Consider the following 12,780-nt stretch of genomic DNA (forward strand, 5'->3'; position numbering starts at 1 on the left):
ACCTGTCGCTACCGTGCCTGCGGCCGGTAAGCACTCGCCTGCCCCAGCAGCCACTCGCGGAAGACGCTGAGTGGCTGCCCGTGCGTCAGTTCGGTCGGGTAGACGAGATAGTAGGCCGATCCGGCCACGCTTTTCACATCGAACGGGATCGTGAGGCCGAGCGTCTTCAACTGGCCCTCGACGAAGAACTTCGGCACGAGCGCGATGCCGAGCCCCGCAGCCGCCCCCGCGATCAGCATCGTATGCAACTCGTAACGCACGCCCTGCAGCGTGCGGTTGTCTTCGATACGCTGCTCGGCGAACCATTGCGTCCATGCACTCGGGCGCGTGGTCGAGTGCAGCAGCGGATACGTCAGCAGGTCGCCCGCCGAACGCACCGGGCCGCGTAGCAGCGACGCGCGGCACACCGGCACCACCTCCTCACCGAACAAGTAGTCCGACGACGTGCCCGGCCACGTCGGCTGGCCGAAGTGGATGGCCGCTTCGAAGTGCGTGTCGTCGAACGTAAAGAGGTCGGTGTGCACGCCCATGTTCACCCGAACATCCGGGTGTCGGTCGTCGAAGTCTTTCATTCTCGGAATCAACCACTCCGACGCGAACGTCGGCAGCACCGCCAGCTCCAGGTAGCCACCGCCGCTGCCGTGCGCCATGATCGACAGCGTGTCGCGGTCGAGTTGCTCGAGCGTGCGGCGCACTTGTGTGCTGTACAGGCGTCCGGCACGCGTGAGCACCACGCGCTGCTTGGCGCGCACGAACAGGCGTACGCCCAGTTGCGTCTCCAGCGTGGCGATCTGGCGCGACACCGCGCTTTCCGTCAGAAACAGCTCGCGCGCCGCATGGGTGAAGCTCTCATGGCGGGCGGCGGCTTCGAAGGCCAGCAGCGCGGCTGTCCCGGGGGTCTTGAACTTGCGCATCTTGATTCCAAAAATGCATCAAGTGGCAATTTTATCTCGCTTTACGGGCGTGGCATCCGTTCCAATAATGCTGTCACTGCAAGACGGTGTGGGACCAGGCGTCCCGTGCCGTGCCCCGATACCCTGCGACGCCGCCCGAGACGGCGTCCCCCTGCGAGACAAATCGATGCGCAACGCCAATGTGCAGTCCTTGCTGGTTTCCCTGATCGGACAGGCGCGTACCGACGCGCTGTTCACCACGCTCAATTCACCGTCGGCACTGGCCGATTGCGAGCCGGGACGCGTCACGCGCGCCGAGCTGGCGCAAGCGATGAACATGGCCCTGTTCGAAGGGCTGCTGGCCCGCTCGCCCAACGGCCGCACCTATACCGAGGAGACGATCGCCGCGGGCGGCAGCGTCTACTTCGATCACGGCGCGCTGCGCACCGTGCGTTGGTCCGAGAATGGCGCGCTGCCCCCGGGCGAGGCCGCGTTCACGCGCATTCTGCGTCCGCTGGGCTTCCGTTTGAACGGTCGTTATCCGCTCGACCGTCTCGGCATGACCGGCCGGGCCTACGCCCATGAAGACGCGCCCGACGAGATCTCCCAGTTCTTCGTGAGCGAGTTGCATCCGGAGCGCTTCTCCGAAACGTTCCAGCAAGCCGTGTCGCGCGTAGTCGGTACGTCGAAGGATCCGCTCACGCCCGCCGCCGTGGGTCAGCTCTGGGAACTGGAGCGCGACGGCACGCTGCCGCTCGAAACCGCACAGGCACTGTTGCCGGTGATCGTGGGCGCGTTCGCACGTCAGCACGACGTGCCGGATGAGGCCGATTACGAACTGCTGCTGGCCGAATCGGCCGAGATGGCATGGATCGCGACCGAAGGCAACGCGTTCAACCACGCCACCGACCGCGTCGAAGACGTGTACGCGCTGTCCGACGCCGAGAAGGCGAAAGGCCGCCCGATGAAGCCGGAAGTCGAGCGTTCGCGCTCGGGGCGCGTGTTCCAGACCGCCTATCGCGCCGACACCGTGCGCCGCGAATTCCGTGGCAAGAACGGCGAGATCGTCACGCGCGACGTGCCGGGCTCGTTCTACGAATTCATCACCCGCCATCGCGAGTACGACACCGCAACGCGTGCCTGGAAGCTCGATCTGCGCTTCGACGCGGGCAATGCGCAAGGCATCTTCAAGATGACGGCCAACGCCAAGTAGTTGCAAAGGCATGCAAAGGCGTGCACCGGCGCACAATACGTTTGTGTGCCCGTGCCGCAGCCGCACTTGCCGACACCGGTGATCGTCACCGGCGGCCAACACCGAATTTCCTAGGGGTATCAACGTGAACGCGACTTCCATCCTCAACGAACTGGGCATTGCCAAACTGGCCGAGACGGGCGACATCGCCGTGCACTCGCCGATCAACGGCGAACTGATCGGCCGCGTGGCCAGTGCGTCGGTCGCCGATGCGCAGGCCGCGCTGGCCCGCGCGCAATCGGCCTTCACCGCGTGGCGCAATGTCCCCGCGCCGCGCCGTGGCGAACTGGTGCGCCTGCTCGGCGAGAAGCTGCGCGAGCGCAAACAGGCACTCGGCGCGCTCGTCACGCTCGAAGCGGGCAAGATCCTGCAGGAAGGGCTGGGCGAAGTGCAGGAAATGATCGACATCTGCGACTTCGCGGTCGGCCTGTCGCGCCAGCTGTACGGTCTGACGATCGCCTCGGAGCGTCCGGGTCACCGCATGGCCGAGACGTGGCATCCGATGGGCGTGTGCACCGTCATCTCCGCCTTCAACTTCCCCGTCGCCGTGTGGTCATGGAACGCAGCGCTCGCGCTCGTGTGCGGCAACGCCGTGGTGTGGAAGCCGTCGGAAAAGACGCCGCTCACCGCGCTGGCCGTCAACAAGCTGATGGAAGAAGTGATCGCCGAATTCGGCGACGCGCCGGAAGGCCTGACCGCCCTGATCATCGGTGGCCGCGACGTGGGCGAAGCGCTGGTCGCCGATCCGCGCTCGGCCATCGTGAGCGCCACAGGCAGCACCGAAATGGGCCGCAAGGTCGGCGTGGAAGTGGCGCGTCGTTTCGGCCGCTCGATTCTCGAACTCGGCGGCAACAACGCCGGGATCGTGACCGACAGCGCCAACATGGAACTCGCGCTGCGCGGCATTCTGTTCTCTGCCGTGGGCACCGCCGGTCAGCGTTGCACCACGCTGCGCCGCCTGTTCGTCCACGAGAGCGTGTACGAACCGACCGTCGAGCGCCTGAAGACGCTGTACGGCAAGGTCGCCATCGGCAACCCGCTCGAACGCGGCACGCTGATGGGCCCGCTGATCGACGAAGGCGCCTTCAAGCGCATGCAGGGTGCGCTCGACCAGGCACGTGCGCAGGGCGGCAAGGTCACCGGTGGCGAGCGTCATGCCGTGGCCGGTCTGGAGAACGGCTTCTACGTGAAGCCGGCCATCGTCGAAATGCCGTCGCAGACGGAAGTCGTGCTGACCGAAACCTTCGCGCCGATTCTGTACGTGCTCAAGTACCGCGACTTCTCCGAAGCCATCGACGCCAACAACGCTTCGTCGCACGGCCTGTCGTCGTGCGTGTTCACGAACGACCTGCGCGAGGCCGAGCGCTTCACGTCGTCCGCCGGTAGCGACTGCGGTATCGCCAACGTCAACATCGGCCCGAGCGGCGCGGAGATCGGCGGCGCATTCGGCGGCGAAAAGGAAACCGGTGGCGGCCGCGAGTCGGGCTCCGACGCGTGGAAGGGCTACATGCGCCGCGCCACGAACACCGTCAACTACTCCTCCGCCCTGCCGCTCGCGCAAGGCATCGACTTCTCGATCGAGTGAAGTCGCGATAGCGAGTCCCGGGCTCGCATCGCCTCATGCGCGACGCCCGGGACATCGCCGCATGGGTCGCCGAGGGCAGCGCTGCCTTCGGCTCACCCATAGCTCACCCACGCCACACGTCACACGCCGCACGCCATTACGCTTTCGTTAGCGAGGCCCCTATGTACGCCTTCACTTCTGCATTCGCCAACCCGACCGGCTCGCCGATTCGCGAATTATTCAAATACCTCGCCGAGCCGGGCATGATCTCGTTCGCAGGCGGCTACCCGGCCAGCGATCTGTTCGATGCCGACGGGCTCGCCGCCGCGCAGACCCGCGCCTTCGCGCAACCGACGCGCTGCCTGCAATACGGCCCGACCGATGGCCTCGCGGAACTCAAGGCGCAGCTCATCGCGCTGATGGCCTCACGCGGCGCGCCGTGCAGCGCCGAGGCGCTTGTTGTGACGACGGGCTCGCAGCAAGGGCTCGATCTGCTACTGCGTGTGATGGTCGCACCCGGCGATGTCGTCGTCACCGAACAACCCGCGTATCCCGCCACGCTGCAGGCGCTGCGTCTCCAGCAAGCGAAGATCGTGACAGTGCCAGTCGATGCCGACGGCCTGGACGTCGAGCACCTCGGCACGCTGCTGCGCGAAGGCAGGATTGCGGCCCCCAAACTCCTGTACACCGTGCCGACGTTCGCCAATCCGACGGGTGCTACGCTCTCTCGCGAGCGCCGCGTGGCGCTGCTCAAGCTCGCCGTCGAGTACCGCTTCGTGATCGTCGAAGACGACCCTTACGGCGATTTGCGCTTTGCGGGCGACACGGTACCAACCATGCTCGGCCTGACGTCCGAAGTCCCGGGATCGCGCGACTGGATCGTGCATTTCTCGAGCTTGTCGAAGATCGTCGCACCGGGACTGCGTGTGGGCTGGACGATAGCGCCGCCGGAGATCGCGCGTCGCTGTGTCGTTGCCAAGCAGACGGTCGACCTGTGCAGCGTGCCATGGACACAGGCCATCGCCGCCGAGTATCTCGCGCACGGCGCATTGACGCGGCATCTGCCGAAGATCACCGAAGCGTATCGCCTCAAGTGCGAGGCGATGTGCGACGCGTTGCGCGCGAAGCTGGGCGACGCGATCGAATTCCACGCGCCGCAAGGCGGCATGTTCGTGTGGGCGCGCCTCGCAGCCGTGAAGACGAGCGACCTGCTGCCGCACGCCATTGCCGAGAAAGTCTTGTTCGTGCCGGGAACCGCCTTCTTCGCGGAGCAGGCGGACGAAGCGTCGCTGCGTCTGTCGTTCGCCGCGCCGGGCGTGACGGCCATCGAGGAAGGCGTGGCGCGTCTCGCACGCGCCATGCAGGCAGCGGGCCGGTAGTTCGCCCATCAAACGACAAGGGCCTCGCTGGCCGCCCTTCGAGGGGGCAACCGGCGAGGCCCTTGATCGTTGGGTATCAGCCGATCAAAGCTTCACGCAGACGTTGCGCAGTTCCGTGTAGAACTCCAGCGAGTGGACGCCGCCCTCGCGGCCGATACCCGACTGCTTCGCCCCCCCGAACGCCGTGCGCAGATCGCGCAGGAACCACGCGTTGATCCAGCACACGCCCACTTCCAGTGCGGCACCCATGCGATGGGCACGGCTCACGTCGCTGGTCCAGACCGTGGCGGCGAGGCCATACGGCGTGGCGTTCGCCATCGCGATCACTTCTTCCTCCGTGTCGAACGGCGCAATGTGGCAGCACGGCCCGAAGATCTCTTCGCGGATGACCGATGCCGTCTCCGGCAGGCCCGTCCAGATCGTCGGCTGCACCCATGCGCCGTCCTTCATCGATGCCGGCATGTCCGGCACGCCGCCACCGGTCACGACCGTCGCGCCCTCTTCGCGCGCCTTGGCGTAGTACGACAGCACCTTCTCGCGATGCACTTGCGAGACGAGCGGACCGAAGTTGGTGCCCTCGGCGTACGGGTCGCCCAGCTTCAGCGACTCGGCACGCGCCTTGAGCGCGGCCACGAAGCGCTCGAAGATCGGGCGCTGCACATACACGCGCTCCGTCCCCAGACATACCTGCCCGCTGTTATCGAACGCGGAGCGCGTAATCCCGGCGACGGCCTTGTCGAAGTCCGCATCGGCGAACACGATGCCCGGGTTCTTGCCGCCCAATTCGAACGACACCGGACGCACGCCATTGGCCGCGGCCTTCATGATCGCTTCACCGGTGCGCGTCTCGCCCGTGAACGTGATGCCGTTCACGCCCGGATGCTCCGTCAGGAATGCGCCGGCCGAGTCGGGGCCGAAGCCGTGCACCACGTTGTAGACGCCGGCGGGCACGCCGACTTCGTTCATCACTTCACCGAGCAGCGTGGCCGTTGCGGGCGTCTCCTCGGACGGCTTGACCACGACCGTGTTGCCGAACGCCAGTGCCGGGCCGACCTTCCACGTCATGAGCAACAGCGGCAGGTTCCACGGGCACACCACGGCGATCACGCCGCGCGGCGTACGCACCCCATAGTTCAGGGCGTTGCCGCCGTCAGGCGTGGTCATCGCGAACGACTCGGTGGGCACGTTCTTGATCATGTCCGCGAAGACCTTGAAGTTCGCGGCGCCACGCGGAATGTCCAGATGGCTCGCCAGGCCGTGCGGCTTGCCGGTGTCGGCAATTTCCGCCGCAAGGAAATCGTCGAAGCGACGGTTGATGCCGTCGGCGACGGCGTGCAGCAGCTCGACACGCTGCGCCACCGTCATCTTGCCCCACGGGCCTTGCAGCGCGGCGCGTGCGGCGCGCACGGCAGCATCCACTTCGGCGCGGCCGGCTTCGTGCACGTGGCCGATCAGGGTGTTGTCGACCGGATTGCGGTTCTCGAAGGTGCGGGCGCTCGACACCCACTCACCGTTGATGAAGTTCTGGAAATCCTTCATGTCTCTCTCTCGTTCTGTCTGATGGTTCGGGACGGCGCCATGCCGGAGACGCCAGACATCCCCGTGGCGGCATGGGGCACACGATACGGCGACCTTCGGGTGCGCGTCAACATTTTCTCGAGAATTTTTATTTGTCTCGATTTTATAGACGCTTTGCGACAATCGACGGCAAGCTGCTTATAATCTCGCCACGCCGTTGCTGCGGCGACGTCTTCCCTGCCCGCTTTTCACGGTTCGACCATGCACAGTCCGACTTCGTCTTCCCTTCCGAGCGCCGACGCCACGCTCGCCCAGAGCGCCTACATGCGCCTGCGCAGCGACATCGTCGAGGGACATCTCGCGCCGGGGGAGAAGCTGCGTGTGGAGCATCTGAAGGATCGTTACGAGGTCGGTGCGGGTACGCTGCGCGAAGCGCTGGCGCTGCTGGTGGCCGACGCGCTCGTCGTCCAGCAGGGTCATCGGGGATTTCGGGTCACGCCCATATCGCTGGCCGATTTCATCGACATCACCGAGACGCGCGTGCAGTTGGAGACAGAGGCGCTACGTCAGTCGGTCGCACTGGGCGACGACGCCTGGGAAGCCGATCTGGCGAGTGCGTTTCATTTGCTCACGCTTGCCGAGGAACGGCTGGGAGATGGGGCACACGGGCAACACGGCGACAGCAGCCTGTTCGCCCAATGGGAAGCCCGCAATCGCGCGTTTCATGAAGTGCTGATTCGCGCGTGTCCGTCGCGCTGGCTGCATCACTTCCTCGCGATTCTCTATCGTCAGTCGGAACGCTACCGTCGGCTGTCGATCACGCACCGTCCGGTGCCGCGCGACGTCCACGAAGAACATCAGGCGATCTTCGACGCGTGCCTCGCGCGCGACGCCGACAAGGCGTCGGCCTTGCTCGCGGCACACATTCGCAAGACACTCGAGGCGGTCCGCGAATTGCCCGACGCCGTCGTCAATGCCGGGACGGTGCCGCTCACGCCGGTACGTTAAGCCATACCGCACCGGCCGGCGCGAAGGGGGAATACTCAGCCCGGCAAGCTATCTCGCACGATCTGCGCGAAGTAGCGCGCGCCGAGCGGCAGGATCGCGTCATTGAAGTCGTAGCAGGCGTTGTGCAACGGGATCGCTCCCGGTTCGTCGCCGCTGCCGTTGCCGATGAACGTGAAGTTGCCCGGCACGTGTTGCAGGAACACGCCGAAGTCCTCCGACGCCATCATCGGCGCGACATCCGCATCCACCATCGCGTCCCCCGCCACCGAGCGCGCCGCGCGCACGGCAACGGCCGTGTTGTCCGTCCAGTTCACCGTCGGCGCGAATTCGTGCGTGTACTCGAACTCGCAATGCGCGCCGTGCATTGCGCAGATCCCCATGCAAATGTCGCGCATGCGCGATTCGAGCAGTTGTTGCACGTCCGGCGTATAGCTGCGCGTGTCGCCCTTGATGACGACGTTCGTCGGTATGGCGTTGCGAATCCCGTCGGTGATGAATTCCGTACACGACACGACCGCCGACAGCCCCGGGTCCACGTTGCGCGACACGACCGTCTGTAGCGCCACCACGATCTCGGCGCCGATGACGAGGGGATCGATGCCCATGTGCGGACGCGCCGCATGCGTGCCCTTACCGCGAATCCGAATGACGAAGTTGTCTTCGCTCGCCATGATGCCGCCTGTACGCGTGGCGAATTGTCCGGCCGCAATACCCGGCATGTTGTGCACGCCGTAGATCGCATCGATCGGGAAGCGTTCGAGCAACCCGTCGGCGATCATCGCCTTCGCGCCGCGACCATGTTCTTCGGCCGGTTGAAAGATGAAACGCACGGTGCCGTTGAAGTCACGCGACTCGGCCAGCAGTTGGGCGGCGCCCAGCACCATCGACATGTGGCCGTCGTGACCGCAGGCGTGCATCTTGCCCGCCACCTGCGACGCGTAATCGCGCCCCGGCGCCTGCTCGGCGATCAGCAGCGCGTCCATGTCGGCGCGAATGCCGATGGCACCGGTGCCGTTGCCCACGCGCAGGTTCGCCACGATGCCCGTGCCGCCGATGCCGCGATGCACGTCGAGGCCGAGGCTCTCGAGAATCGTTGCCACACGCTGCGACGTGCCGACTTCCTCGAATCCCGTTTCCGGCTCCCGGTGAAACGCGTGCCGCCACCCGGCAAGTGCCTTGGCGAAGTAGGTGTCCTGTGTCATGCGAGGCTCCTCGGAATCTCTCTGTGCGATGGCGATGGGAGGTTCAGCGGGGCAGCCACGCCTGTTGCCGCGTGGCGACCGCGTCGGCCGTCTCGCCGACGAGTTCTGCATACACCGACGGAGCCGTCGCGCCCTCGGTGCTGATGAGCAGGACACGCGAGTCAGCCGTCAACCCGATGGCCGATGCCACCGCCGGTGTTGCGGCTGCCTCGATCAGCCCGGCCAGACCGGCCACGCCCGACTCTCCGGCGACGAACGGCACATCGCGCTCGCTGCCCCGGGCCAGACGTTGCATCGCCTCGACGGCCTGCGTATCGGAGACCGTCATGAAGGCATCGACCGACGACGCGAGGAAACGCCAGGCGAGCGGCGATGTCTCACCACACGCCAGTCCGGCCATGACCGAATCGACCGAGCCGGAGGCCGACGCCACCTTGCCCGCCAACGCGCTCTGATACAGACAATCGGCTTGCGCCGGCTCCACCACGACAAACGTCGGACGCCGCTCGCCCCACCGCTCCCAAAGATAACTCACGACGCCGGCCGCCAGTCCGCCCACGCCGCCCTGCAGGAAGACGTGCGTGATCGGGCAGACGTCGTCCTTGCGCCCCGCATCGCCTTCGAGCGTCTCGACGACTTCGGCTGCCACCGTGCCGTAGCCCTGCATGACGTCGCGCGGAATGGCTTCGTAACCGTCGTAGGACGTATCCGAAACCACATGCCAGCCGTGACGTTCGGCCAGCGCCGCCGCTTCTTCCACCGAGGCGTCGTAGTTGCCCGCGATGCGCACGATTTCGGCGCCATAGGCCGCGATGGCCTGCTCGCGCTCCTGACTCACGTGCGCGTGCAGCACGATCACGCAACGGCAGCCGATGCTTTGCGCTGCGGCGGCGAGTGCGCGGCCGTGATTGCCGTCCGTCGCACTGATGGCCGTAAATCCGCCAAGGACCTCGCGATGCGCGCCGTCGAGCAACGTCTTCGCCGTGAACCCTCGCCCCTCGAATTCGCGCAACAGCAGACGCACCAGCGCAATCGGCGCGCCGAGCGCCTTGAAGCTGCCCAATGCCGAGCGCAAGGCTTCGTCCTTCACCAACACGCTGCCCACACCCAACGACGCGGCCAGATCGGGCAGCGCCCGCAGCGGCGTGCTGCCGGGCGTGAGGCCGCGCCAATGGGCCAGCCACTCGCGGCTCTGCTGCGCGCGAGCGATGCTCATGATGTCCTGAAGGTCCGCCGGGTAAGGCGAGCGCGTGGCGCGCGGGTTGACGTACAGCATGGGGGGCTCCGGTGTTGCGAGTGAAACGAGGGGTTGGGTCGGCGTGACCTTACTGCGACACACCGAGACGCTGCGCGACCACGTCGAGCAGCACTTGCGCACCGCGTACGAGTTGATCATCGTCGGTGTGCTCGCGCGGGTTGTGGCTGATACCGCCACGGCTCGGCACAAAGATCATCGCGGCCGGGGCGATGCGCGCAATCATCTGCGCGTCGTGACCGGCACCCGACGTCATGCGCTTGTACGAGAGGCCGCGACGCTGCGTGCAGGCTTCGATCACATCCGTCAGTTCGGCATTGAAGATCACCGGCGTGAATCGTGCGAGACGCTCCGTAGAGATGCGCACGCCCTCCTGCGCGGCGATCTTCGTGAGGAATTCGGCGAAACGCGCCTCGCTCGCGGCGAGTGTTTCTTCGCTCGGATCGCGCATGTCGACGGTAAACACCGCCTTGCGAGGAATCACGTTGATGACGCCCGGTTCGACCTTCATCGTGCCGACGGTCGCGAGCGTGGTGCCCGACGTGACGGCGATATTGCGCAACTCGGCGACCGCCGCGGCCGCGACATAGCCGGCGTCGTGACGCAGACGCGTCGGCGTCGTGCCCGCGTGATTGGCGTTGCCTTGCACCGTCACCTGTTGCCACGAGATCCCCTGAAGGTTCTCGACAACGCCGATCTCCAGCCCTTCCGCTTCGAGAATCGGGCCCTGTTCGATGTGCAGTTCGAGATACTCGTGCGGCACGAGCGTGCCCGGCGTCATGTCGCCCGCGTAGCCGATGCGCACGAGTTCGTCGCCCAGGCGCGCGCCGTCGGTGCCAATCGCGTCGAGCGCTTCGTCGAGCGGCAGGCCGCCCGCATGCACCAGCGAGCCCATCATGTCCGGGTGAAAGCGCGCGCCCTCCTCATTGGTGAACGCCGCGACGGTGATCGGCCGCGAGGGCACGATGCCCGCATCGCGGAACGCGCGAGCGACGGCCAGGCCGCCGAGCACGCCGTAGCAACCATCCAGCGCCCCGGCGTTGATGACGGTGTCGATGTGCGAGCCCATCATGAGCGGACGCGCGTCGTGCTCGGACGACGCCAGCGTGCCGAAGATATTGCCGATGCGATCGATCTGCACGTCGAGATCGAGTTCGCGCATCCAGGCAACGACCTGATCGCGGCCGGCCTTCTCATCGTCGGTCAGGGCCACGCGGGTGCGCCCACCCGCAACGGGATCGGCACCGATTTCGCCCAGTTCGCGAAGCTGCTGCAAAAGACGCGGGCCATTCAGTTCAAGCGCGGGGGTTTTCATTTCGGACATGGGGCAGTGGTTGGAGAGGGTCGTGTCGATACGGATGTCGACGCTCGCGGAGTATCATCGGTCAGCCTGAATAATATTCCGTCGAGCGCGTACGATTTACGCGTTTTTGGTCTTCGAATCGAATTTTTATTGCGCACCATGAGCCTCGACAGTTTCGACATCGCCCTGCTCGCGGCGATTCAGCAGGACGCGACGACACCTCAACATGCGCTGGGTGCGCAGGTGAACCTGTCGTCTGCGGCAGTCAACCGTCGCCTGAAGAAGCTGGCCGACGAAGGGGTCACGCGCGGCACGGTGGCGCTCGTCGATCAGGCCAGTGTGGGCTACCCGCTCACCATCATCACCGAGGTCGAGGTCGAGAACGAACGACTCGACCTGCTCGACGCCATGAAGCGCAGCTTTCTCGCCTGCCCGCAGGTGCAGCAGTGCTACTACGTCGCGGGCGAATGCGACTTCGTGGTGATCATGGTCGTGCAGAACATGGCGCAATACACCGAGCTGACGCGCGCCTTGTTCTTCGAGAGCAACAACGTGAAGCGCTTCAAGACACTCGTGTCGATGAGCAATGTGAAGGTCGGGCTAGAAGTGCCGCTCGACGCCGTGGCCGGGAAGTCGTAATACGCCTCGTGCACGTGCCCTGGTCGGCGCGCCGCACTTACGACGACGGCGCGATTTCTTCGCGCAGCACGTCGATGAAGGCGCGCATCGCGGCGAGGCGACGCTCGCCAATCCTCCGGGCCGCCGGCGTCATGAGGCCGTCCGCGAGATGAAAGAGCTTGGTCTCGAAATGATCGAGCGCGTAGCGACGGTCGTCGAGGGAACGGTGCGCGGCGAATGGATCCATCGGCTCGTACAACCGCGATCCCATGCGGCCCGCCACGTAGAACGTGCGCGCAATGCCGATGGCGCCGATAGCGTCGAGCCGGTCCGCATCGCGCAACACACCCGCCTCGAACGATTGCGGTGCGATGCCTGCGGAAAAGCTGTGCGCCTCGATGACGTGCGCCGTCGCGTCGATGCGCGCGGCGTTCCATCCGATCGTCTGCAAGACCGCTCGCGCCTTGTCGGCCGACAGACGTGACGCCTGCGCGCGACGCGGATCGTTCTTTTCCACCGCCACGCAATCGTGCAGCAGCGTGGCGACAGCAAGCATCTCGAGATCGACGTCAGCGGCGTCAGCGGTGATTTCCTTCACCAGTTTCCACACGCGAATCAGATGCGACCCGTCGTGCGAGCCGTCGTCGCTGTCGTCTTGCGCAGCGATGCCCAGCACGTCGAGAACGGCGGCAATCGTGGATTCGTAGGGAGCGAAGGCGTGCGCAAGCATGGCAATAACGTGAACGGCGAAGGAATGCCCTCGATTCTACCGACAGCCGACAAGAAAA

At 65.7% G+C, this 12,780-nt stretch carries 11 protein-coding genes; 5 read left to right on the forward strand and 6 right to left on the reverse strand.

Annotation, left to right across the window (positions count from 1 at the left end; translation table 11 throughout):
• Positions 1-8: 8 nt before the first annotated feature.
• Entirely contained in the window at positions 9-914 is a 906-nt protein-coding gene (locus ABWO90_RS06275; RefSeq protein ID WP_353190346.1) for a LysR substrate-binding domain-containing protein, read from the reverse strand.
• 166 nt (positions 915-1,080) lie between these two features.
• Between ABWO90_RS06275 and ABWO90_RS06280 the strand changes: the two genes are divergently transcribed.
• From ABWO90_RS06280 to ABWO90_RS06290, 3 genes are all read left to right on the forward strand, one after another.
• Positions 1,081-2,106, forward strand: coding sequence for a DUF1338 domain-containing protein (locus tag ABWO90_RS06280; RefSeq protein WP_353190347.1), 1,026 nt, complete (start codon positions 1,081-1,083; stop codon positions 2,104-2,106).
• Positions 2,107-2,230: 124 nt separating this feature from the next.
• Positions 2,231-3,730 carry an L-piperidine-6-carboxylate dehydrogenase gene (gene amaB / locus ABWO90_RS06285; protein WP_353190348.1) on the forward strand — a complete coding sequence of 500 codons (1,500 nt, stop codon included), beginning with the start codon at positions 2,231-2,233 and terminating at the stop codon, positions 3,728-3,730.
• 161 nt (positions 3,731-3,891) lie between these two features.
• Entirely contained in the window at positions 3,892-5,088 is a 1,197-nt protein-coding gene (locus ABWO90_RS06290; protein ID WP_353190349.1) for an aminotransferase-like domain-containing protein, read from the forward strand.
• 84 nt (positions 5,089-5,172) lie between these two features.
• Here the strand turns inward: ABWO90_RS06290 and ABWO90_RS06295 are convergent, their stop codons facing one another.
• Positions 5,173-6,627, reverse strand: coding sequence for a 2-hydroxymuconic semialdehyde dehydrogenase (locus ABWO90_RS06295; RefSeq protein ID WP_353190350.1), 1,455 nt, complete (start codon positions 6,625-6,627; stop codon positions 5,173-5,175).
• A gap of 240 nt (positions 6,628-6,867) precedes the next feature.
• Here ABWO90_RS06295 and ABWO90_RS06300 point away from each other — a divergent pair, with 240 nt between their 5' ends.
• Entirely contained in the window at positions 6,868-7,614 is a 747-nt protein-coding gene (locus ABWO90_RS06300) for a GntR family transcriptional regulator (RefSeq protein WP_353190351.1), read from the forward strand.
• Positions 7,615-7,649: 35 nt separating this feature from the next.
• Here the strand turns inward: ABWO90_RS06300 and ABWO90_RS06305 are convergent, their stop codons facing one another.
• Genes ABWO90_RS06305 through ABWO90_RS06315 form a run of 3 tightly spaced genes read right to left on the reverse strand, consistent with a single transcriptional unit; the run spans position 7,650 to position 11,395 of the window.
• Positions 7,650-8,816: a M20 aminoacylase family protein gene (locus ABWO90_RS06305; RefSeq protein WP_353190352.1), complete on the reverse strand. Its 1,167-nt coding sequence runs from the start codon at positions 8,814-8,816 to the stop codon at positions 7,650-7,652.
• A gap of 43 nt (positions 8,817-8,859) precedes the next feature.
• Positions 8,860-10,092 (reverse strand): diaminopropionate ammonia-lyase, encoded by a 1,233-nt coding sequence (locus ABWO90_RS06310; protein ID WP_353190353.1) that lies wholly within the window; start codon positions 10,090-10,092, stop codon positions 8,860-8,862.
• A gap of 49 nt (positions 10,093-10,141) precedes the next feature.
• Complete coding sequence (locus tag ABWO90_RS06315; RefSeq protein ID WP_502922550.1) at positions 10,142-11,395, reverse strand: Zn-dependent hydrolase; 1,254 nt, start codon at positions 11,393-11,395, stop codon at positions 10,142-10,144.
• A gap of 138 nt (positions 11,396-11,533) precedes the next feature.
• On the opposite strand from ABWO90_RS06315, the gene ABWO90_RS06320 reads away from it, so the two are divergent.
• Positions 11,534-12,013: an Lrp/AsnC family transcriptional regulator gene (locus ABWO90_RS06320; RefSeq protein WP_353190354.1), complete on the forward strand. Its 480-nt coding sequence runs from the start codon at positions 11,534-11,536 to the stop codon at positions 12,011-12,013.
• A gap of 37 nt (positions 12,014-12,050) precedes the next feature.
• Here ABWO90_RS06320 and ABWO90_RS06325 read toward each other — a convergent pair whose 3' ends face one another.
• Entirely contained in the window at positions 12,051-12,722 is a 672-nt protein-coding gene (locus tag ABWO90_RS06325) for an HD domain-containing protein (RefSeq protein ID WP_353190355.1), read from the reverse strand.
• Between the last annotated feature and the right edge of the window lie 58 nt (positions 12,723-12,780).

The sequence above is a fragment of the Pandoraea pnomenusa genome (assembly GCF_040391475.1).
In the GTDB taxonomy this organism is placed as follows: Bacteria; Pseudomonadota; Gammaproteobacteria; order Burkholderiales; family Burkholderiaceae; genus Pandoraea; species Pandoraea pnomenusa_C.